Annotated in this window: 25 protein-coding genes; 18 read left to right on the top strand and 7 right to left on the bottom strand. The window is 35.4% G+C overall.

What is annotated here, in order from left to right; genetic code table 11:
• Window positions 1–174: 174 nt before the first annotated feature.
• Window positions 175–648 carry a crossover junction endodeoxyribonuclease RuvC gene (gene ruvC / locus DQN38_RS08870; RefSeq protein ID WP_002847898.1) on the top strand — a complete coding sequence of 158 codons (474 nt, stop codon included), beginning with the start codon at window positions 175–177 and terminating at the stop codon, window positions 646–648.
• A gap of 47 nt (window positions 649–695) precedes the next feature.
• Here ruvC and DQN38_RS08865 read toward each other — a convergent pair whose 3' ends face one another.
• The 3 genes from DQN38_RS08865 to purB form a co-directional block, all read right to left on the bottom strand.
• The gene (locus DQN38_RS08865) at window positions 696–2,165 is read right to left on the bottom strand and encodes an amino acid permease (protein ID WP_065843914.1); all 1,470 of its coding nucleotides are present in this window, start codon (window positions 2,163–2,165) and stop codon (window positions 696–698) included.
• A gap of 228 nt (window positions 2,166–2,393) precedes the next feature.
• Window positions 2,394–4,769, bottom strand: a complete 2,376-nt coding sequence (locus DQN38_RS08860) for a ribonucleoside-diphosphate reductase subunit alpha (RefSeq protein WP_065843913.1) — start codon at window positions 4,767–4,769, stop codon at window positions 2,394–2,396.
• Window positions 4,770–4,845: 76 nt separating this feature from the next.
• The gene (gene purB, locus DQN38_RS08855; RefSeq protein ID WP_111738251.1) at window positions 4,846–6,174 is read right to left on the bottom strand and encodes an adenylosuccinate lyase; all 1,329 of its coding nucleotides are present in this window, start codon (window positions 6,172–6,174) and stop codon (window positions 4,846–4,848) included.
• Between the two features lie 81 nt (window positions 6,175–6,255).
• On the opposite strand from purB, the gene DQN38_RS08850 reads away from it, so the two are divergent.
• A complete protein-coding gene (locus DQN38_RS08850) occupies window positions 6,256–7,215 on the top strand; it encodes a pseudouridine synthase family protein (protein ID WP_002847891.1) in 960 nt (319 codons plus the stop codon).
• Window positions 7,216–7,365: 150 nt separating this feature from the next.
• On the opposite strand, the gene DQN38_RS08845 is transcribed toward DQN38_RS08850, so the two are convergent.
• Genes DQN38_RS08845 through hisF form a run of 4 tightly spaced genes read right to left on the bottom strand, consistent with a single transcriptional unit; the run spans window position 7,366 to window position 10,017 of the window.
• The gene (locus DQN38_RS08845; RefSeq protein ID WP_065843912.1) at window positions 7,366–7,665 is read right to left on the bottom strand and encodes a competence protein TfoX; all 300 of its coding nucleotides are present in this window, start codon (window positions 7,663–7,665) and stop codon (window positions 7,366–7,368) included.
• Complete coding sequence (gene rlmN / locus DQN38_RS08840) at window positions 7,662–8,726, bottom strand: dual-specificity RNA methyltransferase RlmN (RefSeq protein WP_111738250.1); 1,065 nt, start codon at window positions 8,724–8,726, stop codon at window positions 7,662–7,664. The genes DQN38_RS08845 and rlmN overlap by 4 nt, the downstream gene beginning before the upstream one ends.
• Window positions 8,723–9,262 (bottom strand): phosphorylase family protein, encoded by a 540-nt coding sequence (locus tag DQN38_RS08835; RefSeq protein WP_042960188.1) that lies wholly within the window; start codon window positions 9,260–9,262, stop codon window positions 8,723–8,725. Before DQN38_RS08835 ends, rlmN begins: the two co-directional genes overlap by 4 nt.
• Window positions 9,259–10,017, bottom strand: a complete 759-nt coding sequence (gene hisF, locus DQN38_RS08830) for an imidazole glycerol phosphate synthase subunit HisF (RefSeq protein WP_002847885.1) — start codon at window positions 10,015–10,017, stop codon at window positions 9,259–9,261. Before hisF ends, DQN38_RS08835 begins: the two co-directional genes overlap by 4 nt.
• A 120-nt stretch (window positions 10,018–10,137) precedes the next feature.
• Between hisF and DQN38_RS08825 the strand changes: the two genes are divergently transcribed.
• The 16 genes from DQN38_RS08825 to DQN38_RS08760 all read left to right on the top strand — a co-directional run bounded on the left by DQN38_RS08825 (window position 10,138) and on the right by DQN38_RS08760 (window position 23,005).
• On the top strand, window positions 10,138–11,370 hold the full coding sequence (locus DQN38_RS08825; protein ID WP_011732354.1) for an MFS transporter: 1,233 nt from the start codon (window positions 10,138–10,140) through the stop codon (window positions 11,368–11,370).
• 32 nt (window positions 11,371–11,402) lie between these two features.
• A complete protein-coding gene (rsmA, locus tag DQN38_RS08820) occupies window positions 11,403–12,209 on the top strand; it encodes a 16S rRNA (adenine(1518)-N(6)/adenine(1519)-N(6))-dimethyltransferase RsmA (RefSeq protein ID WP_042960186.1) in 807 nt (268 codons plus the stop codon).
• Window positions 12,178–14,139, top strand: a complete 1,962-nt coding sequence (locus DQN38_RS08815; RefSeq protein ID WP_111738249.1) for a ribonuclease J — start codon at window positions 12,178–12,180, stop codon at window positions 14,137–14,139. The genes rsmA and DQN38_RS08815 overlap by 32 nt, the downstream gene beginning before the upstream one ends.
• Before the next feature lie 23 nt (window positions 14,140–14,162).
• Window positions 14,163–15,116: a KpsF/GutQ family sugar-phosphate isomerase gene (locus DQN38_RS08810; RefSeq protein ID WP_038454365.1), complete on the top strand. Its 954-nt coding sequence runs from the start codon at window positions 14,163–14,165 to the stop codon at window positions 15,114–15,116.
• On the top strand, window positions 15,116–15,880 hold the full coding sequence (locus tag DQN38_RS08805; RefSeq protein ID WP_065843911.1) for a pseudouridine synthase: 765 nt from the start codon (window positions 15,116–15,118) through the stop codon (window positions 15,878–15,880). Before DQN38_RS08810 ends, DQN38_RS08805 begins: the two co-directional genes overlap by 1 nt.
• A gap of 1 nt (window position 15,881) precedes the next feature.
• Window positions 15,882–16,748: a restriction endonuclease gene (locus DQN38_RS08800; protein WP_065843910.1), complete on the top strand. Its 867-nt coding sequence runs from the start codon at window positions 15,882–15,884 to the stop codon at window positions 16,746–16,748.
• A gap of 19 nt (window positions 16,749–16,767) precedes the next feature.
• Window positions 16,768–17,283 carry a pyridoxamine 5'-phosphate oxidase family protein gene (locus DQN38_RS08795; protein WP_011732351.1) on the top strand — a complete coding sequence of 172 codons (516 nt, stop codon included), beginning with the start codon at window positions 16,768–16,770 and terminating at the stop codon, window positions 17,281–17,283.
• 22 nt (window positions 17,284–17,305) lie between these two features.
• Window positions 17,306–17,905, top strand: coding sequence for a nitroreductase family protein (locus DQN38_RS08790; RefSeq protein WP_225893271.1), 600 nt, complete (start codon window positions 17,306–17,308; stop codon window positions 17,903–17,905).
• 111 nt (window positions 17,906–18,016) lie between these two features.
• Window positions 18,017–18,187, top strand: a complete 171-nt coding sequence (locus DQN38_RS08990; RefSeq protein WP_002847863.1) for a hypothetical protein — start codon at window positions 18,017–18,019, stop codon at window positions 18,185–18,187.
• Between the two features lie 69 nt (window positions 18,188–18,256).
• The gene (locus tag DQN38_RS08785) at window positions 18,257–18,691 is read left to right on the top strand and encodes an HvfX family Cu-binding RiPP maturation protein (protein ID WP_111738248.1); all 435 of its coding nucleotides are present in this window, start codon (window positions 18,257–18,259) and stop codon (window positions 18,689–18,691) included.
• Complete coding sequence (locus DQN38_RS08780; RefSeq protein ID WP_038454361.1) at window positions 18,681–19,202, top strand: gluconate 2-dehydrogenase subunit 3 family protein; 522 nt, start codon at window positions 18,681–18,683, stop codon at window positions 19,200–19,202. Before DQN38_RS08785 ends, DQN38_RS08780 begins: the two co-directional genes overlap by 11 nt.
• Before the next feature lie 27 nt (window positions 19,203–19,229).
• A complete protein-coding gene (locus DQN38_RS08775) occupies window positions 19,230–20,879 on the top strand; it encodes a GMC family oxidoreductase (protein ID WP_111738247.1) in 1,650 nt (549 codons plus the stop codon).
• Window positions 20,880–20,913: 34 nt separating this feature from the next.
• Window positions 20,914–21,534: an FAD-dependent thymidylate synthase gene (thyX, locus tag DQN38_RS08770; protein ID WP_065843633.1), complete on the top strand. Its 621-nt coding sequence runs from the start codon at window positions 20,914–20,916 to the stop codon at window positions 21,532–21,534.
• A 545-nt stretch (window positions 21,535–22,079) separates the two neighbouring features.
• Window positions 22,080–22,388, top strand: a complete 309-nt coding sequence (locus DQN38_RS08765; protein ID WP_065843632.1) for a phage tail assembly protein — start codon at window positions 22,080–22,082, stop codon at window positions 22,386–22,388.
• 17 nt (window positions 22,389–22,405) lie between these two features.
• Window positions 22,406–22,534 carry a hypothetical protein gene (locus DQN38_RS09185; RefSeq protein ID WP_259459088.1) on the top strand — a complete coding sequence of 43 codons (129 nt, stop codon included), beginning with the start codon at window positions 22,406–22,408 and terminating at the stop codon, window positions 22,532–22,534.
• A 249-nt stretch (window positions 22,535–22,783) separates the two neighbouring features.
• Window positions 22,784–23,005, top strand: a complete 222-nt coding sequence (locus tag DQN38_RS08760; protein ID WP_065843631.1) for a hypothetical protein — start codon at window positions 22,784–22,786, stop codon at window positions 23,003–23,005.
• Window positions 23,006–23,066: the final 61 nt, after the last annotated feature.

Genomic DNA, 23,066 nt, shown 5'->3' with positions numbered 1-23,066 from the left:
AGCTTACCTTTTTACATCGAATTATTTACTATTTTATCTAAAATTTAATTAAAAATGACTTATCTATTGATTTTAACCTTATTTAAATATATGGTAATTTATGATATTATTTAATAAATTATATCACTTATTCACATAGTGAAAAAGATGTGAATAACTATTGAAAGGCGTGTGATGAAAATTTTAGGAATTGATCCCGGAACTAGAAATTGTGGTTATGCTGTAATTGAAAAAACGGGAAATAAAAAAACGTTAATAGAAGCAGGTTTGATAAAAATAAAACAAGATAGCTTACAATATCAAATAACTCAGCTTTGCGAGGGGCTAGATATTATATTTAAATCGCATAAAATAGACGCCGTAGCCATAGAAGATATATTTTATGCACACAATCCAAAAACAGTTTTAAAGCTTGCTCAATTCAGAGGCGCTCTTAGTCTTAAAATACTTCAAATTCACGGTGAATTTAGTGAATACACTCCGTTACAGATCAAAAAAGCAGTTACAGGCAAGGCAAAGGCTGCAAAAGAGCAGGTTGCTTTTATGGTAAAAAAGATGCTTGGAATTAATCAAGAAATAAAGCCGTTAGATGTGACTGATGCTATAGCCATCGCTTTAACACATAGTTTTAATGTGAGAATTAGTTAAATTTAGCGGAAAGCTCCGCTAAATATTTTTTAAATTTGCTCTTAAATTTATATATGAGCGTGATTTCTGCTAAGATCTGCTTTTAGGGGATCAATCGGTTTTGATTTTGTCATGATTTTATGAACAAACCAAATTCCTAAAAATAGATAAAGTCCTACATAACTTGTAAGTAAGCTTACCATATCTTTGCCTTGCATAAATGACTCAAAGTTTTGTCCTATGATTACGATAGCGCACATAATAAGAGCAAGAGTAGGCCCAAGAGGATACCATTTTGCGCGAAACGGTAAATTTGCAGGATCATTGCCTTGTAAAACATAAGCTTTTCTAAATTTATAATGTGCCCATGCTACACCCATCCATGTGATAAATCCGGCAAGCGCAGAAGCATTTATAAGCCAACTATAAGCTGAGCCGTCCCCCATAAACGATGTGAAAAAACAAGCTGCTCCGATGATAGCCGTAGCGATAAGAGCGTAGATAGGAACACCTCTTTTGTTTGTTTTACCAAATATCTTTGGAGCTTTGCCTGAGTGGGCTAGAGCGTAGAGCATTCTTGTACTAGAGTATAACCATGAGTTTCCGGCACTAAAAATAGCAGTAAAAATAACCGCATTCATAACGCTAGCGGCAAATGCTATACCGGCGCGATTAAATACCATAGTAAATGGACTTTGAGCTATGTCTGTTTCATCGTTTCTAAGTAAATTTGGATCAGTGAACGGAACTAAAGTTCCTATTATCGCGATCGCAAAAATATAAAAAAGTAAAATTCGCCAAAATATCGCATTTATCGCTTTTGGTATACTTTTTTCAGGATTTTTTGCCTCTCCTGCAGCCACTGCAACTAATTCGGTTCCTTGAAAGCTAAAACCAGCCACCATAAACACGGCAAGTATCCCGAACCAGCCATTTACAAATGGTGCGGACTCTCCGCTATCACTCACTAAAGTCCAGTTTGAAAAGCCGCCAGAATGACCGTTCATAATACCAAATATCATTGCTAAACCAAGGATTATAAAAGCCAAAACAGTCACAACTTTTATAAGAGCAAACCAAAACTCACTCTCTCCAAAAACACCCGAACTAAAATAATTTATAATAATAATAACGCTCAAAAATAGAGCAGACCAGAGAGTAGATGGAACATCCGGAAACCAAAATTTCATAACTATCGCCGCTGCTACAAGCTCGGCCGCGACTGTTATAGCGCAATTAAACCAGTAATTCCAACCGATGGCAAATCCAAAAGATGGACTGATAAATCTAGCGCTATATTCTTCAAAGCTTCCGGCGACTGGCATATACGTAGCCATTTCTCCAAGGCTTTGCATAAGCAGATATACCATAAAACCTATTAATGCGTAAGCTAAAAGTGCTCCTCCAGGACCGGCCGTAGCGATCGTATTTCCGCTAGCTACAAATAATCCAGCGCCTATAGCTCCGCCGATTGCTATCATATTTAAATGGCGTGAGTTCATACCACGCTTTAGTTTATGTTCGTGTAGATTATCCACAAGAACTCCTTTGATTGATTTTAAAAAACTTTCAATTATATCGAAAATTGACTGAAAAATTATTTTTCATCAAAAGTAATTTTAAATTTAAAATATAATTTATTATTCAATGGGTTATTTTGTAAATTTAGGTTTATTTCGACGTCAGAGATTTAAAATTTTGTCTGACGCCAATTAAAAAAGTAGGTTTAAGAAGTTTTTTAGTTTAAATTTGAGTTTGAAAATATCTTACTGACAACCCTCACACTCTACGCTTCTATCCATAGGTTTGTTATCAAGATGACTAGAATCCGGACTTTCACTTCTTAAATAGTAAGTAGATTTTACGCCTAATTCCCAAGCTAGAGTGTAAATTTCGCTTAGATATCTTCCGCTAGCTTTGTCTAAGCTCATAAATATATTTAAGCTTTGACCTTGATCTATCCATTTTTGACGTACGGCTCCGGCTTTTATGATAAGCTTTTGATCGAGTTCGTAAGCTGGTGTATAAAATTGCCAAGTTTCGGTATTTAAATTTGGTACTACAGAAGGTATCATTCCGGATAAATTTTGTTCAAACCATTTACGTTTATAAACAGGTTCGATTGTTTGAGTAGTTCCTACTAAAATGCTTATACTTGAAGTCGGAGCGATTGCCATAAGATAACCGTTTCTCATTCCGCCTTCTTTTACTTTCGCTCTTAGTTTTTCCCAGTCGCAGCTATTTTGATCAAATAGTCCGCCTCTGTTTATAAGAGCTTTTGCGTTTTTATTTGCCATATCAATAGGAAATATACCTTTTGACCAGTTTGAACCTTCAAAATCAGGATAAGCTCCTTTTTCAACAGCTAAATTAGATGAAGCATAGATGGCGTTATAACTAATGTTTTCCATTACTTCATCTATAAACTCAAGATGTTCATAACTTCCCCAAATAATACCTTTTTCGGCTAACATCTGCGCCTCACCCATAACTCCAAGCCCGATTGAACGACTGGCTAAATTCGTATGTTTGACTTTAGCGTGAGGGTAGAAATTTAGATCTATAACATTATCAAGCATTCTTATAGCGATAGGCACGACTCTTGCGATATCTTCTTTTGAGTTTATCTTGCTTAAGTTTATACTTGCTAGGTTGCAAACGGCAGTTTTTCCCTCTTTTATACCTTTTTCTACTATAAATATATCTTTATTATAAAGTCTATCAAGAGCGGTTATTTTTTTCGCTTTTTTAGTATATCCACCATCTACGGTTATATCTTCACTCTCATCAAATAGCTTAAAACTTCCATCATCAAAAACGACTTTTGTTTGGTAGTAATTCGGCTCTGTATTTTGAAATATCTCGGTGCATAAATTTGAGCTTCTTATGATACCTTTATGAGCATTTGGGTTGGCTCTGTTTGCATTATCTTTAAAGCATAAAAACGGCATTCCGGTCTCAAAATAGTTTGTAAGTATCTTTTTCCAAAGCTCTTTTGCTAGCATACTACTCTTAGCTATATGTGGATCTTTTTCATACTCGATATAGCGTTTTTCAAACTCGTCGCCGTATAAATCGCAAAGATCTGGAGTATCAGCCGGATCAAATAGAGTCCATCTCTCATTTTGGCTAAGTCTTTTCATAAAAAGATCATTTATCCATAAAGCAGGAAATAGCTCATGAGCACGTCTGCGCTCTTCGCCCGAGTTTTTACGTAGATCTAAAAAGTCACTTACGTCCATATGCCAAGGCTCGATATAAACCGCGATGGCGCCTTTTCTAGTTCCTAGCTGATCGACTGCGACTGCTATATCGTTTGTAACTTTTAAAAACGGAATTATGCCGCCCGCAGCGTTTTTATGTCCGTCTATACTTCCGCCCATCGCGCGCACTTTACACCAGTCCCAGCCGATACCGCCGCCGAATTTAGAAAGCAACGCCATCTCTTTATAGCTATCGAAAATTCCTTCTATATTATCAGGAGTACTTCCGACATAGCAGCTTGAGAGCTGATGTCGAGTGGTTCTAGCGTTGCTTAAAGTAGGAGTCGCAAGCATCACTTCAAATTTACTTATCAGATCGTAAAATTTCTTTGCCCAGCTTTGAGAGTCAAGCTCATTTTGAGCTAAAAACATAGCGATTGCCATAAACATATGTTGAGGTAGCTCGATAGGTTTTGCATTTCTATCTTTTATAAGATATCTATCATAAAGCGTTTTTATACCAAGATAGGTAAATTGCAAATCACGTTCAGGCTTTATATATGCGTTTAGATCTTCAAGATCGTATTTTTCTTTTAGACCAAGAAGTATGCGTCCGTTTTTTTCACCTTTTTCAAAATACTCTTTGAGCGAGTTGTATCCGCTAAATCCGGTTGTTTTGTGATATAAATCGTATAAAAATAGTCTTGCTGCTACGAATGTCCAGTTCGGGCGATCTATATCTATCTTATCAACTGCGGTTTTTATGAGAGTTTGTTGAATTTCTTCGGTAGTGATATTGTCGCGAAACTGAATTTTCGCGTCTACTTCAAGCTCGCTGAGACTTACGTTGTCTAAGCCTGCTACTGCTTCGCTTGTGTATTTTTTAATCTTTGAAATATCTAATTCTTCTGTTCTTCCGTTACGTTTTATGACTTTCATTTATATGTTTGACCTTTTAAATTTGATTATCAAAAAAGCTAAATTTGCCGACTAAATTTAGCTGTATTATTTAGTACTATTTAAATACTCTTTTAAAGATTTTATCTACGTTCTTTGTATAGTAGCTATAGTCAAAGCACTCTTTTATCTCTTTTTCGTTTAATTTTGCTCTTAGATCGATGTCGTTTAGTAAATTTTGTAAAAATAGACTGTGTCCGTTTTCGTCTATGGCTTTTTTGCCTTCTTGCAGATCAGCCCATACTTTCATAGCATTTCTTTGGACGATTTTATAAGCATCTTCGCGGCTAACTTCTCGTTTTGGAAGTTCAAGCAAGACACGTTGAGAAAATACAAGTCCGCCGGTTAGATTTAGATTTTTCATCATATTTTCCGGATATACTACTAAATTTGAGATTAAATTCGTAAGACGATTTAGCATAAAATCAGTCGTTACGAAACTATCAGGAAGTATAAATCTCTCGACTGAGCTATGGCTGATATCTCTTTCGTGCCATAAAGCTACGTTTTCCATAGCCGGGATAGTGTATGAGCGGATCATTCTACAAAGACCGGTCACGTTTTCGCTTAAGACTGGATTTCTTTTATGAGGCATAGCGCTTGAGCCTTTTTGTCCGGGACTAAAGTACTCTTCGGCTTCATAAACTTCTGTTCTTTGATAGTGCCTTATCGCGACCGCTATTTTTTCGCAACTACTAGCGAGCAGGGCAAGCGCACTTACAACTTGAGCGTATCTGTCTCTTTGTATGACTTGATTTGACGCTGGAGCAGGACTTAGACCAAGATACTCACAAACAAGCTCTTCAAGCTCAAGCGGAGCGTGAGCGAAGTTTCCCATAGCTCCGCTTATCATACCTACGCTTATCGTCTTTTTAGCATGTTCTAGAAGTTCGTAAGCTCTTTTTATCTCGTCATACCATATAGCAAGCACTAAACCAAATGTTATCGGCTCACCGTGAATTCCGTGGCTGCGACCTACCATAAGCGTATTTTTATGTTCTATCGCGCGAGTCTTTAAAGCATTCATTAAATTTGATATATCTTCAAGTATGAGATCTAAACTATCTTTTATCTGAAGTGCGACAGCAGTATCTATACAGTCACTGCTCGTCATACCAAAATGTACGAAACGACTCTCTTCTCCTAAGCTTTCGCTTACGCTAGTTAAAAAGGCTATAACGTCGTGTTTCGTAGTTTTTTCTATCTCGTCTATGCGAGCTATATCGAATTTAGCGTTTTTGCATATTTTTTCACAGTCATCATCTGGGATAAAGTCTAGTTTATTCCATGCTTTTACAGCTGCTAGTTCTACTTTTAGCCAAGCATCATATTTTGCTTGCATGCTCCATTTATCGCTCATAATTTTTCTGGAGTATCTATCTACCACTTTATACCCTTTTTTATAATAAATTTTGTATAATTTTTAAGTTGAAATTATACAAAAATAAGGCTGAAATGTTGGTTAGAAATGGCTTATAAAAAGTTTAAATTAGGATATTTTTTGGGCGAAAAAGCTTACCGTATTTTTTTAAATTTAGGTTATAGTATGAAAGAAGCTCAAAAGCTTTGTGACAAAGGTAGATTGCTCGTAAATGACGCTGTTTGCGGTAAAAACGATCCGGTTTTCGGGGAAGCTTATTTTATAGATTACGAGTGTGAGCCAAAGGGATTAAAACCTATATTTGAATGTGACGAGTTTGGTGTATTTGATAAACCAAGCGGAGTTTTATCTCATCCAAATGGTAGAAATTGCGAGTATAGTTTATGTGATGAAATTTGGTCTTTGTGGGGCAAAAAAGCTTGTGTTGCCCATAGACTTGACCGAGAAACAAGCGGAGTTATCGTTGTGGCTAAAAATGCGAATTCCGCGTTAAATTTAAAAAAATCTTTTGAAAATAGGGCAGTAGCAAAAACTTATCTGGCTTTTGTGAGAGGCAAATTTGACGGTAATGGACTTGATAAATTTCATATAAATGACTTTGAGGATTTTAAAGATAAGCTAGAATTTTTTGATAATATCCAAGGTTTTGTTATCGATAAAAATATGGATATAACAAAAGATTATGATGATATAAAAATCAGAATGGAAATTTGTCCGGAAGGAAAGAGAGCTGTGACCGTAGTAAAACTCGTAGAGTATTATCCTAAATTTGATATCAGCTTGGTTGAGTGTTATCCACTCACCGGAAGACAACATCAGATTCGCTTACATTTGTTTCATATGAAACATAGAATTTTGGGTGATCCGATTTACGGCTTGGATAAATTTAATGTAGAGCAAATTTTAGATGGCGTGATGAGCGAGCGCGATAGGGTGAAAAATACTGGAGCATCAAGGCTAATGCTCCACGCAAAATCAGTTAAATTTAAATTTAAAGATCAAGTATTTGAGATAAGATCAGAACAAGATTTTAATTTTAATAAATAATTTTGAAATTTAATATAGCAGTGATCCTAAAATACGCTTTATAAATTTTTATTTCTTTTCATTTTTTATGACGAATAAAATTCCGCTAAGACCTATTATCACTACAATTGCGATAAAACAGATTTGAACTATATCTAGTAGATTCATTTTTTATATTCCTTTGACGTATAATTCTTGATAAATTTCTTTAAAAAGTTGCATTAAATATTTTTTATCTTCTAAGTTCTCGATCAAAATCATCTCTTTTGCATTAGGATATGGTAGTCCGTATTTTATATTTTTTATGATTTTTTCGGCGGATTTCGTCTTTTTTATTAGTAGTCTATCATCATATATTCCGCCTATGATTTTGCCTTTATAATATAGTATGAATTCGCCCATCATCACTTTAAAGCTGATGTTGTCTAAACCTTCTAAAACAAAGTCTAAAAATTCTCTTTTTGAACTCACATTTCAACCTTACTTCTCTCTTTTAGCTGACCACAAGCAGCACTTATATCAAGTCCTTTACTTTGACGAATAGTGCAAGTTACGCCGCGACTTTGCAGATAAGTTCTGAAATTGTCCACGTTTTCTATGCTCGGTCTTTGGTACTGGCTTCCTTCATGCGGATTGAAAAGTATTAAATTTACTTTTGCTTTTATACCGTGTAGAAGTTTGACAAGTGCTTTTGCGTCGCTTAGATTGTCATTGACTTTATCCATTATAAGATATTCAAACATAACTCTTTTTCTCATATCGATGGGAAAAGCTCTCACTGCGTCCATAACGGCAGCTATGTTATAAGCTTTGTTTATCGGCATAAGTTTTGCGCGAAGCTCATCTGTTACGGCGTGAAGCGATATAGCTAGAAGCACTCCAAGGTCAAGCTCACCTAGTTTTTTTATCTGAGACGCAAGTCCGCTAGTGCTTATAGTCTGACGTCTAGCGCCGATAGCAAGTCCGTCGTTGTCTTTTAGAATGCTAACTGCTTTACTAACGTTAGTAAGATTATCAAGCGGTTCGCCCATACCCATATATACGACATTTACTCTGCGTTCGTAAGGTATATTATTTTCTCTTTTTATCCATAAAATTTGTGCTACGATCTCTCCGGCGCTGAGATTTCTAACAAATCCACCTTTAGCCGTTAGGCAAAAGCTACAGCCCATCTTACAGCCGACTTGCGAACTAACACAGATAGTATAACGCGAGTGACGTTCTACGCTGCCATCCTCGCTTGAAATTTCCTCTTTCATAGGTAGTAAAACACTTTCGATAGTTTTGCCATCTGTTAGTTTAAATAGATACTTTATGCTTCCGTCTTTGCTGGTTTCACTCCTAACGCAAGTTAGTGGATCAAGGTAAAATTCGCTTTTCAAATTTTCTCTAACATCTTTTGATATGTTAGTCATCTCATCAAAACTTCTTGCATTTTTCTTATAAACCCACTCATAAATTTGTTTAGCTCTAAATTTCGGTGATAGTAAATTTGCTAATTCATCTTGAGATAGATCTAATAAATTTCTCATATAATGTCTCTTTCTTTCAAATATTTTTCTAAATTTAGCTTTGCTTTTTTATGGTTTTTTATAAATTCATTATGCGCGTTAGGTTCACAAAAGTTTGTAGCGCATAGAATCCCGCGAGCAGGAATTTTAAATTGTTTTGCCGTTTCTAAGACGGAGTATAGCTCCATATTTTCCATAAAAAGTCCAAGTTTGCTAAATTTTTGTGCGATATCTCTATTCGTTGTTATAAAATTTGATGAGTTCGTTATCAATGTTTCTTGTGAAACATATTTCAAATTTTGCACAATCGGCGAAGAAAATAGTGGAGAATATGAAAGTCCAAGCAAGGACGAAATTTCTAAATTTACGGCTGTTTTACTCTCATAAATATCTAAAAGATTTCCATCTTTATATAATCCGCAAGTTCCCACAAAAATGATCTCGTCTGCTTTATTTGCAGTTAATAATTTAGTTAAATTTATAGCTGAGCTTGCGATTCCTACACCTATCGGAACGGCAAATTCAAAACTCTCATTAAGTCCGGCGCAAACTATCAAATTCTAACTCCGATATCGTTTGCTAAAAGGTATTTTTTGAGCTCCGATATTTCTATCTCTTTATAGTGAAATATACTTGCAGCAAGCGCAGCGTCAGCGCCGAATTTAAACGCTTCTAAGATATGCTCCATAGTTCCGGCACCACCGCTTGCGATGACCGGGATGCCGACTAAATTTGATATTTTAGATGTGACTTCAAGGTCGTAGCCGTTTTTTGTGCCGTCGCTATCCATAGAAGTTAGCAGTATCTCTCCTGCGCCTAGTTCATAAACTTTTTTTGCCCATTCATAAGCGTCGATTTTAGTATCTACTCTACCGCCGTTTATAAATACGTGATAGCTCCCGTCCACTTTTTTTACGTCTATAGCTACGACTACGCATTGTGAGCCGAATTTATTTGCAGCTTCGCTTATCAAATTTGGATTGTGAATGGCTGCGGAGTTTAGACTTACTTTATCGCAACCTACGTTTAAAAGTCTTGAGATATCATCTATTTTTCTTATACCGCCGCCGACTGTTAGAGGTATAAAAAGCTGCCTTGCTACTTCTTCTACTACATGTACGATAGTATCTCTACCGTCGCTACTTGCAGTGATGTCTAAAAAACAAAGCTCATCAGCGCCTTCGTCGTTGTAGCGTTTGGCAACTTCGACCGGATCTCCTGCGTCGCGAAGTCCTACGAAATTTATACCTTTTACCACGCGTCCATTATTTACATCCAAACAAGGAATTATACGTTTTGCAAATTTATCCATAAAAACTCTTTTTTATCATCATTTTACAATAAAAGCTTAGAAAATTTACTTAAATAGAACATTCAATCACTATTAACCTATATTTTGATAAAATAGATATAAATTACTCAAGAAGAAGCTGTGCCAAATAAATTTTCAAATCCGCTAAAAGCGTTAAAATACAGAAATTTCAGGCTATACTGGTTCGGGATGATGATATCTCAAACAGGAACTTGGATGCAAAATATCGCTCAGCCTTGGCTGGCGCTTGAAGTTACAAATAACGCTACGTTAGTTGGTATAGTAGCCGCAGTACAGTTTTTGCCGCTTCTTGTTTTTTCGCTATTTTCAGGTGCGCTATTAGATAAAATTGATAAAAAACTTATACTAAAAATTACCCAAACAGGACTTTGTTTAACATCTCTAATCTTTGCTCTTAGTGTTGTTTTTGGTTTTGCATCGTATCCTATTATACTATTTTTAGCATTTTTAACAGGTCTTTGTAATTGTCTTGATTCGCCTTGCAGACAGTCGTTTTTATATGAATTAATAGACGACAAAGGAGATATTCCCAATGCGGTTGCACTAAACTCAATGTCTGTAAACATAGCTAGGATCATGGGTCCTTTTTTTGCCGGTATAGTTATGACTAAATTTGGACTAGCGGCCTGTTTTTTTCTAAATTCAGTCTCATTTATAGCGATTTTTATAAGTTTATTTTTTATAAAACATAATCCCTCAAAAACAAATAAACGCAAAGAAAATATATTAAAATCGATATTTTCAGGATTTCACTACATAAAAAAACGTGAAATTCTTATAAGCCCTTTGATAGTCGTTCTTATAGTAGGAACATTTTTGCCAAATTATAATGTGACAATATCTTCTTTATCAAAATATAGCTTAAGCGGAGCCGAAGATACTTTTGCTTATCTTATGGCTTTTTTAGGAATCGGATCGTTTTTTGGCGCACTTTGGGTAGCGTTTACAAGTAAAAATATCAGCTATAAAACCGTTAAAATTATGCCATTTATAGCCGCTACGTTTTTAATAGCAATCGGTCTTAGCAGGGATTTTACTACAGCCGGGGTATTTTTAGCAATGACCGGATTTAGTTTTATGATATGTGTTTCTACTATAAATTCGCTTTTGCAGTTAAACTCAAGAGAAGATTTCAGAGGTAGAGTGATGAGCGTGTATATTCTATTTTTCCTGGGCTCTACACCGATAGGAGCTGTTATATCAGGAGTTTTGGCAAGTAAATTTGGAGCCGGAATGGCGCTTGTTATATGTGGATTTTGTGTATATATTTTACTTATTATATGGTGGATAATAAAAAGTTATTATTTAAATTTGAAAATTAAATTTAATTAGTTTGTAAGTCAAATTCAGGTAACATAAACGCGATGATAAAAGCAAAGAAAAAATTCGGTCAAAATTTTTTACAAGATGAAAATATAAAAAATCAAATCATCCAAGCGATTCCCAACGATGTTAAGCGCATAGTAGAGATTGGGCCTGGCTTAGGTGATTTAACACAAAAGCTTGTTAAGTTAGACAGTATGATTGATTGTTTTGAGATAGATAGTGAGCTTTATACAATTTTATTAGATAAATTTAGAAGCGAACTAGATAGTGGAAAGTTAAATATAATAAACTCAGATGCTTTAAATGCGTGGGATAAACTAAGCGCAAGTGAGTATTTTTTGGTTGCAAATTTGCCTTATTACGTGGCAACAAATATGATATTAAAAGCTATAGACGATAAAAATTGCAAAGGTTTAGTTGTGATGATACAACGTGAAGTTGCTATAAAATTTAGTAGCGAAGCCGGCGATAAAGAATTTAGTTCTTTGGCTATTTTAACATGGTTAAAAGGCAAATGTGAGTTGCTTTTTGATGTGCCAAGTAGTGCTTTTAATCCTCCGCCGAAAGTTATCTCATCAGTCATTAGAATCATAAAAGATAGAGATTTGAGCTTAAATTTAAAATATGATAATTTCAAGAATTTTTTACGTGTAGCATTTAGCGCTCCTAGAAAAACTCTGTTAAAAAATTTATCAAATTTAGTTCAAAGAGACAGATTAGAAATATTTTTTAATACTGAGAATCTCTCTCATACTATTCGTCCGCACGAGCTTAGTGTCGCCTTATATTTAAAACTATTTAAAGAGGCTGAAAATGAACGAAGAAAACAAAACCCCTGTGGCTGAAAGAACAAATAGAAAACACAGATACAAACACCACAGAGACAATCTAAAAAAACAAGCAAATGCTAATACGCAAAACGTACAAGCAAATGAAGTCGCAACAGATATAGCAGAATCAGAGGTAAAAAAACCTAAAAAACGCAAACATAAAAACGGTAATAATACCGTAAAAATTAGCGGAAACGAAGGCTGGCAAAAAGATATGCAAGCTTCTATAGAAGCAAATAGAGCCTCTCACGAATTAAGACTTAATCCATTAAAATATCTAAACTCAAGCGAACATAAGATCAAAATAACTCCGCTTGGCGGACTTGGCGAGATCGGTGGGAATATGACCGTATTTGAGACTGACAATGATGCTATTATCGTGGATATCGGTATGAGCTTTCCGAGCGAGAGTATGCATGGTGTGGATATTTTGATACCTGATTTTGATTATATACGTAAGATAAAACAAAAAGTTCGCGGCATAATCATCACTCACGCACATGAGGATCATATAGGAGCCGTTCCGTATTTTTTTAAGGAATTCCAGTTTCCTATTTATGCAACTCCGCTTCCATTAGGAATGATAAGCAATAAATTTGAAGAACACGGTCTGAAGGCCCACAGAAGCTATTTTCGTCCCATAGAAAAAAGAAAACTTTATGAGATAGGTGACTTTGAGATAGAGCTTATTCATATAACTCACTCTATTATAGATGCGAGCGCGTTAGTTATCATTACAAAAGCAGGAACAATTCTTCATACCGGAGATTTTAAGATAGATCATACTCCAATTGATGGCTATCCGACAGATTTAAATAGACTTGCATATTATGGAGAAAGAGGCGTTTTGTGTATGTTAAGCGACTCTACAAATAGCTACAAAGAGGGTATTACAAAGAGTGAAAGTAGCGTAGGAAAGACTTTTGATGCTATATTTGCAACATCAAAAGGCAGGGTTATCATGAGTACGTTTAGCTCAAATATCCACCGTGTTTATCAAGCCATTGAGCGTGGCGTAAAGCATGGTAGAAAAGTTTGTGTTATAGGTAGAAGTATGGAGAGAAATCTTTGGACTGCTATCGAGCTAGGATATGTAAATTTAGATAAAAAGATATTTATCGATGCAAACGAAGTCAGCAAATATCCAGATAACGAAGTTCTTATAGTAACCACAGGAAGCCAGGGCGAGACTATGAGCGCGCTATATAGAATGGCGACTGATGAACATAAATATATCAAAATCAAACCAACAGATCAGATAATCATCAGCTCAAAAGCGATTCCCGGAAATGAAACAAGTGTTTCAACAGTGCTTAATTATCTTTTAAAAAGCGGTGCAAGCGTAGCTCATCAAGACTTTAGCGAAATTCATGTAAGCGGACACGCCGCCCAAGAAGAGCAAAAGCTTATGCTAAGACTTGTAAAACCTAAATTTTTCTTACCGGTTCATGGCGAGTATAATCATATAGTAAGACACAAAGAGACTGCTATAGCATGTGGTGTTGATGAGAGAAATACTTATCTTATGAGCGATGGTGATCAGATAGAAGTTTGTCAAAAATATATAAAAAGATTAAAAACTGTAAAAACAGGTAAGGTTTTCATAGACAATCAAATCAATAAGCAAATTTCTGATGATGTTGTTATAGATAGACAAAAATTGGCTGAGGCTGGAGTGGTAACTATAATATCTCAGATTGATAAAAATGCTAAAACTTTAATTCAAAATCGTGTTATAAGCTATGGTTTGGTTAGCGAAAGACAGAGTAAAAACCTTAGCAAAGAGATGGAAGAGGTTCTTTTGCAGTTTTTAAGCAATGTTAAAGATGAATTGCTTCACGATCAAAGAGCGTTAGAAAATCAAATTAGGCAAGTTATTAGAAAACATATATTTAGAAAGATTAAAAAGTACCCTACCATTGTTCCGGTTGTGTATTTGATGTGATAGTAAATTTAAACGGAGAAAAAATGGATATTTTGAGTATCGCTAAAGAGGTATTAAGCTTAGAAGCAGATGAGTTAAAAAGACAAGTAGAATTACTGGATTTTAAATTTGAAAAGGCTGTAAATTTAGCATTTTCTTGCAAAGGAAAGCTCATAATATCAGGCGTGGGTAAGAGTGGGCTTGTAGGAGCTAAGATAGCAGCCACTTTGGCAAGTACTGGAACTCCTAGCTTTTTTTTGCATCCTACTGAAGCGCTTCATGGCGATCTTGGTATGATAAGTCAAAACGATGCTGTTTTGGCTATTAGTTTTAGCGGTGAGAGCAGTGAACTTCTATTGATACTTCCGCACATTAAAAAGCGCGGTATAAAAATAATAGGAATGGCAAAAAGCGGCTCAAGTCTAGAGATGTTAAGCGATGCATTTATTAGTCTTGACATAGTCCGCGAAGCCTGTCCTTTGGGTGCCGCGCCTACTGTTTCTACTACTTTGACTTTGGCTTTAGGAGACGCTTTGGCTGTGTGTTTGATGCAATTAAAAGAATTTAAAAAAGAAGATTTTGCTATGCTTCATCCAGGTGGTAGTCTTGGTAAGAGACTTTATCTAAAAGTAAAAGATGTGATGAGAAAAGATGAATTGCCTATTGTTAGTGATGATGTTAGTTTAAAATTTGCGATTAATTCAATGACTCATGGTAAATTAGGCACGGTTTTACTAACAAATAAAAACGGTTTGTTAGTAGCAGTTCTAAGCGATGGCGATCTAAGACGCGCATTGGGTAACGAGAATTTTAATATAAATGATCAAGCTATTAAATTTGCTACTAAAAATCCAAAGGTGCTAGAAGATGAAAATATGCTAGCCTATGATGCTTTAAAACTCATAGAGGAGTATAAAATTCAAATTCTAATCATAACAAAAGATAAAAAACCAATCGGAGCTTTGCATATCCACGATTTAACAAGTTTAGGACTATAATGCGTATAAATAAATTTATTTCACACAACACAAATTACTCACGCCGTGAAGCAGATGAGTTAGTAAAAAATGGTAAAGTTAATATCAATAACAAAGTAATCGACAACTTAGCAACAGATGTAAAAGAAGACGATAAAATCAAGATAAACGGACGATTTATAAGGCTAAAAAAAGAGTTTAGCATTATAGTATATAACAAACAAAAAGGTGAGTTAGTAACTAAAAAAGATGATCGCGGTAGAAAAACTATCTATGATAATCTCCCAAGGGGTATTTCTAAATTTATAAGCATAGGTAGGCTGGATTTTGCTAGCGAGGGACTTTTGCTTCTTACTGACGCTCCTGCGATCGCTGAAGCCCTTATGGGAAGTGATATAGAGCGAGAATACTATCTAAAAATCAAAGGAGAGATAACTCCAAACGTCATAGCTGCGATGCAAGAGGGATTTTTCGCTAAAGATGCCACAAAAGGCGCTCACGCTAGAACAAAGCAAATTTCTATGGAATTTAAGCCATTTTTGGCATATAAAATCATCAGTTTTAGCGGCGGATATACAAGATTAAAAGTCATTATAAACGAAGGACAAAACCGCGAATTAAGAAGATTTTTCGGGTATTTTGATCTTGAAGTTATGGATCTAAAACGCGTTAGTTTTGGTCGTGTTAGCCTAGATCAACTAGGCGAGGGCAAATGGCGATACTTTACAAATAGTGAATACGACGATTTAAGAGATTTTTTGAAACAAAACGGAGTGAGATATTAAAATGGTTCCAAAATTTAATGAAATGGCTTTTCCGATTTTGAAATTTGTTTCGAGTAAATATGCTTTTACTCGTCAAGATATTTATGGTTTTTTAGTTGATTATTATAAATTTAGTCAAGAAGATTTAGGCATCAAAACAAACAGTGGAGATACGCTGTATAAAAATAGAGCGGGTTGGGCAATTTCTTATTTGATAGGCTCAAGTAAAGTAAACGGTGCCATTAAACGTATCAAAAGAGGCGAGTATCAAATAACCGAATTTGGAATGCAGCTTATTAAAGACGAAAATAAATTTAACGAATGGTTTTATGACAAGACGCCGACAAATCAAAATTTAATAAACGATATCCAAACTCCAGACGAGAAACTAGAAGCAAATATCGAAGAGATACATTTAGAAGTCAAAGACGAGATCATTAGTCGAATTTTGGAACGTGAGCCTAGATTTTTTGAGAATTTGGCTTTGGAACTTATGAAAAAGATAGGCTATGACGTGGGCGGATCAAGTCTTACGAAAAATGGTGCAGATGGTGGAATAGACGGCATCATAAATGAAGATCTATTTGGATTTTCAAAGATTTATATCCAAGCTAAACGTTATGACAAGGGCAAAATCGGTCGTGATACGCTTCAAGCGTTTGCAGGAGCACTCTCAAATAAACCAACAACAAAAGGGCTTTTTATTACGACTTCAACCTTTACAAAAGAAGCGATAGAATTCTCCATGGAACATCAAAACTATTCTATAATTTTGATAGATAAATACAGACTTACTGATTTGATGTTAAAATACGAAGTTGGAGTAGAAGTCAAAGAAATCAAGAAAATTTATAAGGTAGATACTGATTTTTTTGAGCAAGAAATTTAATCGTAGCAAAGGAAGCGTTATGCGACGAAGCGACCGTGAATTAGACCGACAAATAGCCCTTAAAATAATAGACGAGAGCGAGTATGCGACGCTTAGCTGCGTAGATGAATACGGTGAGGTATTTAGCATTCCTATCTCTGTAGCCAGAGATGGCATGAGTGTTTTCATTCATGGAGCAAAGACAGGCTCAAAAGCAAGATTGTATAAAGATGGCAAGAGTGTTACTCTAGTCGCCGTTAGCCAAAACAGAGTACCTACGCCTAGCCATGAGTTTTGTCAAAGTATAAAAGACAGCGCAAGCGAACTTGGAGGTAGAGTTTTTACTACTGAATACTGCAGTGCAATAGCTACAACCAAAGCTTATGAAATTACGCAAGAAGAGGAAAAAATAGAAGCTTTGCGCCTACTTTGCGAAAAATATACTCCTAAATATATGGAGTATTTCAACACAGCAGTGCAAGGTTCGCTTAAGAAAATTAGTATTTATGAACTAAAGATCATGAGTTTATCTGCTAAGGCTAAAATTATAAAATAATTAAATTTAAAGGAGATATACCTTGAAAAATATAATGCAAAATCGCTTTTCGTGTAGACAATTTAAAAACGAAAAGATAGAAAACGCAAAGATAAAAGAGATTTTGAATTTTGCTAGACTTACTCCTAGTTCATGCGGGCTTGAGCCTTGGAAATTTGTTGTTATCAGTAAATCTGATGAGCTAGATGAGCTTGGGAAAATTTGTAACAATCAAGATCAAGTAAAAGCATGTTCTCACGCGGTTATTATACTAGCTAGAAATGATCTAAAAAGCAGCTGCGAATTTTTACAAAATCAGGTAAAAAGAAAGCAAACTATACCTGAAAAATATAACAAAGCTATGGAATATTTCGCTAACAGATTTGATCATCAAACTAACGATGAGCTAACACATTATGCAAGTTTGCAATGTTATTTGCTATGTGCAAATCTCATAAATATCGCATATAGTATGGATATAAAAAGTTGCATAATAGGCGGATTTGATAAAATTTCACTAACAAATTTTATAAATTTAACTAACAACTTTACACCTGTGTTAGTTGTGGCTTTGGGGATGAGTGATGAAACCGCTCCTGCTAAAATGAGACTTAATTTAGATGATATTTTGATTTGGAGATAGTTGAAAAGATTTCTAAATTTAATATAGTTTTGTGATGAAAATCACAAATTTAAATTTTAAAATATATTATAATATCATCCGTATCAATTCAAATTTAAAAGGAGTTTAACTATGAAAAAGTTAACTAGTATTTTTGTAGGTCTATTTTTATTGATAGGTCTTTCTACTTCGCTAAGCGCAGCTGAAAAATGTGGTACTAGCAAATGCGGTGATACAAAAGTAGAAAAGCCTAAAGAGACAAATAAGACTGAAAAATGCGGCGCTAGTAAGTGCGGCGGTTGATATAGTTTTTATAGCTTCAAAATATGCGGCTCTTTTGCCGCATGCATCTCTTTCGAGGTTTATTAATAAATGAAAAATTTCTGTAATATTTTTAATACGTTTGGCTTAAAATTCCAACATCTCTCTTTGCTTATTATACGTTTGGTTTTAGCTTACGGTTTTTATGAAACCGCAGTTCCCAAATGGCAAAATATCGAACCGACTGCCCAGTGGTTTGCTTCTATGGGTTTTCCACTTCCGTTTTTAAGCGTATATTTAGTCGCTATATTTGAGGCTTTAGCGGTTCCGCTTTTTGTACTTGGGCTTTTTACTAGAATTATTAGTGTTCCACTTATCGTAATAGTGCTTGTGGCGATATTTGCAGTACATTTTGGCAATGGATATAGTTTGGCAAATAACGGCTTTGAAGTTCCGCTTTATTATCTAGTTATGCTTTTTGCTATATTCTCGTTTGGAGCCGGCAAGATCAGTCTTGATGCAGTGATGAATAGATATGAAAGATAGACGCTCTTTTGTAAAAGTCGCTTACGGGGCTATGGCATTTTCTGCCGCACCTATAAATTTATTTGCTCAAGATGAAAATATTTTGGCTGACAAAACTCTGTCAAAAGATGAAATTTATAACATATTAAATAGTGTTTCAAAGCATCTTTTTCCTATTATAACTCAGTTAAATATAGATGTTTTGTCATATTTAAAGATTATTATATCGCATTCTAAAGTTTCTATAGGAGCTAAAAATTTTATCGTAAATGGTGTGATTTGGCTAAATGATGTTAGTATAAAACAGTATGAGTCTGATTATTTAAGTTTATCCGATAAAAAGCAAAATGATCTTTTAGAAATTGTTTCGAAAGATGAAGAGTGGGGAGAAAGCTGGATATATGATATGCTTGTTTTTTGCTCAGAAGCGGTTTTTAGTGATCCTATTTATGGTGCAAATACAGATGAAAACGGTTGGAAATGGATCTCTCACGAGACCGGACTTCCTCAGCCCAAAACACCGTTTTTATAAATAAATTTCCGAATTTAAAGGTAGTAAATGATATATGACGTCTGCATAATAGGCAGCGGAGCTGGAGCAAGCCCTGTTGCGTACGAGCTAAGCAGAGCCGGATTTAGCATAGTAGTTTTAGAAAAAGGCAAGTTTTATAAAGAAGAGGATTTTAGCAAAGACGAGTTAGCCATTTCAAGGCGTAAAATGTTTGCGCCAAATTTAAAAGACGAGTATCATATAGTAATAGAAAAAGAGCCAAACGGCGAAGTAAGTAGATATAACGGTACTTGGAGCTTTTGGAACGGCTCTCTTGTAGGTGGAAGCTCAAATTTGATGAGTGGATTTTTTCATCGTTTAAAACCGAACGATTTTAAACTAAAAAGTGTTTATGGAGAGATAGAAGGCGCAAACGTCGCAGACTGGCCTATAAGCTATGACGAGCTTGAACCGTATTATGCAAAGGTTGAAAAAGTCGTAGGCGTATCTGGCAAAGTCGTAAAACATAAATTTAGCGAACCCAGAAGTATGGCCGAGTTCCCATACGAAAAGCTAGAAGAAAACGCCGCCGCAAAGTGGTTTGATAAAGCTGCGATAGAGCTTGGGCTAACGCCACTTCCGACCCCTAGAGCCATTTTGTCTAAGAACGATCTTGGTAGAAACGCGTGTTATTACTCTCATTTTTGCGGTGCTTATCCTTGTGCGAGCGGGGCTAAGGGAAGCGGCAGAGTGTTTTTGCAGCAGTGCCCGGCTAAAGTTATACCAGAAGCCTTTGTTTATAAGCTAGTTAGCGATAAGTTTAGCGTAAAAGAGGCTTTATACTACGATAAATTTAAAAAACCTCATAGCATAAAAGCTAAGATATTTGTCGTAGCGGCCGGAGCAGTCGAGACTTCAAGACTGCTTTTGAACTCTAAAAATAGACATTTTGCTAATGGTTTAGCAAATAACTCAGGTAACGTCGGTAAAAATTTGATATTTTCAGCCGGTGGAGTCGGAAGCGGAACGTTTTATCTAAAAGATCTTAGTCAAAAAGACGCCGCGGATCTGATGAGCAGAGGTCTGTTTTTTAACAGACATATACAAGAGTGGTATGAGTTTAAAAAAGATGGTAAAAGATACAAAGGTGGTATTATAGACTTTTTGTTTGAGCATCCAAACGTTATCCCTAATGTCACTGCGCAGTTTTATGAGAATGGAAATTTGATATTTGGTGATAAGCTCATGAAAAAGATAAAAAATAACGTTTATGCAAGTAGAAAACTCACGTTTGAAGTTTTTAACGACTGGCTTCCCACTAACACGACTTTTGTTAGTGTTAGCGATACTCATAGAGATAAATACGGCATTCCGGTTGGCGTTATAAGCTTAGATGCCCACAAACAAGATCTTGAAGTAGGCGAGTTTTTATCTAAAAAAGCGGTGGAAATTTTAAAGCAGATGGGTGCAAAAGACGTTAGTTATAGTGTTAGTGGCTCTCCACCGCCAAATTTGGTAGCCGGTGGAGCAAGGTTTGGAGATGATCCAAAAACTAGCGTTTTGGATAAAAACTGTAAAACTCACGAGATAAATAACCTTTATGTTAGCGACGCTTCATTTATGCCTACAGGCGGAAGCGTTCCATATACTTGGACGATATATGCAAACTCGTTTAGGGTCTCGGATATTATTAAAAAGAGATTGTCAAATTTAGTATAAATTTGGTAAAATTGCTTCAAAAAAAAGGAATATTATGGAAGTAAAACTACTAAATTTCACTCCGCTTTGGGTCTGTTCAAATGCGATCCGCACTTGTTGGCAGAGTTTTGACAAGGGCGATAATGGCGGCGAAAAAGATGTCGAACTCATAGATAGAGTAGGCAATAAATTCAAACACGCAAGTACGTTAGAGCATTTATATTATAACTTCTACATAAAAGGCGTTAGCAGAGCTTTACTTCAAGAATTAGCCCGTCATCGCATAGCAAGTCTAAGCGTAAAATCCACGCGCTACACGCTAAAAGAGCTAAAAAATGAAAGCGAGTTTAAGGTCGGAGATTTCGAGAGTGCAAGCGTTTATATCGTGCTTACTGGAAATGAATTTGTCGATAATGCAAGTATAAATGCACTTGAGAATTTGCGCCGAATTCTAAACCAAAATACAAGCTTAGATATAGCAAAATACTGCCTTCCAGAAAGCTATAAAACAGAGTTAAGCTGGAGTATAAATGCTAGAAGCTTACAGAATTTCTTAAGCCTTAGAAGCTCAAAAGCAGCTTTATGGGAGATAAGAGATCTAGCGAATTTGATCTATCGAAATTTGCCAGATGAGCATAAATTTATTTACGAAAACTGCCTTATAAAACCCGAATAAAGGAACAAAAAATAGCAAAAACTATCATAGGTGTAGAAAAGAAAACTGGAATTTTATCTATAGCTATTAGATTTTGGCTGGGAAAAGGTCTTTCCCGTTTGTCGAGCGCAACAAAAACGGCGTGAATTATTTTAGCGACAAAGACATTGGGTGGGTCATGCGGGCGGATTGTTTTAGAAAAACCGGTATGAGCATAGAAAAACAAACATTATATAACATTAGCCGCAAAAGGCAAAAGTAGTACAGCTACGCGTCCAAAGGCGATAGAAGAGCAAAAAGCGACTATAAAAGCCGAGATAAAAAAGCTAGAAGAAATAGACAAAATTAAATTTCAAAATATTCTTATTTTTCCCTTGACAAACACCTAATGTTAGGTTTTATAATGCTATTAAAATTGAATTTACCGTTTCAAAAATAGACAAAAACCAGTTTCTAACCATAGGACTGAATAGCTACAAATAGAGTTCCGTTTCTCTTTAAAGCAAGTATTTACCACAGCGGAAAAGAAATAGAGATTACAATAAAAATGAAAAACAATAATGTAAATGTGGGAGTCCATAAATAGGGCTTTAGAAGAGACTGCTTTAGCTGGGCTTGGAGCTGGTAATGTAATACTCACAGAAAATGGTGAGAAATATACGGTAGTTACGTTAAGCGATAAAAAGGAAGTAAAAATCAGACACCCAAAAGGTCGTGATGTGAGATTTATGATGAGTGGTAGTGGGCAAAATGATAGTGATCTGCTATTTAGACTAACGAGCAACCTTACTTGTCTTAGCGAAGATGAACTTGAAAATATGGAAGCAAAAGACTGTGCTATGGTCTTAAAAGAAGTGAGCAGTTTTTTAGCATAGCCCACTCCACTCATGGGGTGGCTCTCATAGGTCACGTTCTACACTTTTCATATAGTGAAATTATGAGTATGGATGTGGGCGAATACAACGAGTATTTAAAGGAAGCTATAGAAATTATCAAATCTTTAAATGCGTGTGATAAATGATAAAAAGCGATAAAACGTATTGCTTGTGCAAGTAGGCAATAAATCAACAATGTATAAAAAAAGATAGATAAGCGTAGCACAAATAATAGATGAAGCAATTATGTACTCATCATTGTTTGTAAATAGCAAAACAATAAATGAAATGATGCAAAGTGCAATAAAAATTGTAAATCTTTTCATAGGTAAATTATATAAAAAAAGGTAAAAAAATGCAAGATATCGGAATCGGTCTTAGGTACGCTTGATTTTTTGGTTGCTTTGGGATTTGTTTTGCTTGCGTTTTATCCTGTTTTTGGGTTTTTGGTGCTTGTGATGAGTATAAGACTTGTAGGCGAGTATGCACTTGTAAAACCGGGCAGGGAAATGCTTTTCGTACCACTTAACAGCGAGAGTAAGTATAAAGTCAAAAATTTCCTTGATTCGGTAAAAAATATGAAAAAGAGGATTATAAATTTAAAGATAAGGAGCTAAAATGCAAGATTCTAGGCATAAATTTATGAAAAACACTATGCAAATATCGAAGTAATTAAGA

Origin of the sequence: Campylobacter fetus subsp. fetus (assembly GCF_900475935.1) — a bacterium.
GTDB lineage: Bacteria > Campylobacterota > Campylobacteria > Campylobacterales > Campylobacteraceae > Campylobacter > Campylobacter fetus.
This window is presented reverse-complemented; position numbering and strand designations above follow the sequence as displayed.

What these genes read in the sequence shown, in the direction of transcription:
- rsmA (WP_042960186.1), top strand. Translation starts at nt 11,403, where the DNA reads ATGATAAAAGCAAAGAAAAAATTCGGTCAAAATTTTTTACAAGATGAA.
- ruvC (WP_002847898.1), top strand. Translation starts at nt 175, where the DNA reads ATGAAAATTTTAGGAATTGATCCCGGAACTAGAAATTGTGGTTATGCT.
- rlmN (WP_111738250.1), bottom strand. Translation starts at nt 8,726, where the DNA reads ATGAGAAATTTATTAGATCTATCTCAAGATGAATTAGCAAATTTACTA.
- DQN38_RS08815 (WP_111738249.1), top strand. Translation starts at nt 12,178, where the DNA reads ATGAACGAAGAAAACAAAACCCCTGTGGCTGAAAGAACAAATAGAAAA.
- DQN38_RS08780 (WP_038454361.1), top strand. Translation starts at nt 18,681, where the DNA reads ATGAAAGATAGACGCTCTTTTGTAAAAGTCGCTTACGGGGCTATGGCA.
- DQN38_RS08795 (WP_011732351.1), top strand. Translation starts at nt 16,768, where the DNA reads ATGCGACGAAGCGACCGTGAATTAGACCGACAAATAGCCCTTAAAATA.
- DQN38_RS08800 (WP_065843910.1), top strand. Translation starts at nt 15,882, where the DNA reads ATGGTTCCAAAATTTAATGAAATGGCTTTTCCGATTTTGAAATTTGTT.
- DQN38_RS08860 (WP_065843913.1), bottom strand. Translation starts at nt 4,769, where the DNA reads ATGAAAGTCATAAAACGTAACGGAAGAACAGAAGAATTAGATATTTCA.
- DQN38_RS08850 (WP_002847891.1), top strand. Translation starts at nt 6,256, where the DNA reads ATGGCTTATAAAAAGTTTAAATTAGGATATTTTTTGGGCGAAAAAGCT.
- DQN38_RS08785 (WP_111738248.1), top strand. Translation starts at nt 18,257, where the DNA reads ATGAAAAATTTCTGTAATATTTTTAATACGTTTGGCTTAAAATTCCAA.
- hisF (WP_002847885.1), bottom strand. Translation starts at nt 10,017, where the DNA reads ATGGATAAATTTGCAAAACGTATAATTCCTTGTTTGGATGTAAATAAT.
- DQN38_RS08805 (WP_065843911.1), top strand. Translation starts at nt 15,116, where the DNA reads ATGCGTATAAATAAATTTATTTCACACAACACAAATTACTCACGCCGT.
- DQN38_RS08810 (WP_038454365.1), top strand. Translation starts at nt 14,163, where the DNA reads ATGGATATTTTGAGTATCGCTAAAGAGGTATTAAGCTTAGAAGCAGAT.
- DQN38_RS08765 (WP_065843632.1), top strand. Translation starts at nt 22,080, where the DNA reads ATGTGGGAGTCCATAAATAGGGCTTTAGAAGAGACTGCTTTAGCTGGG.
- thyX (WP_065843633.1), top strand. Translation starts at nt 20,914, where the DNA reads ATGGAAGTAAAACTACTAAATTTCACTCCGCTTTGGGTCTGTTCAAAT.
- DQN38_RS08775 (WP_111738247.1), top strand. Translation starts at nt 19,230, where the DNA reads ATGATATATGACGTCTGCATAATAGGCAGCGGAGCTGGAGCAAGCCCT.
- DQN38_RS08990 (WP_002847863.1), top strand. Translation starts at nt 18,017, where the DNA reads ATGAAAAAGTTAACTAGTATTTTTGTAGGTCTATTTTTATTGATAGGT.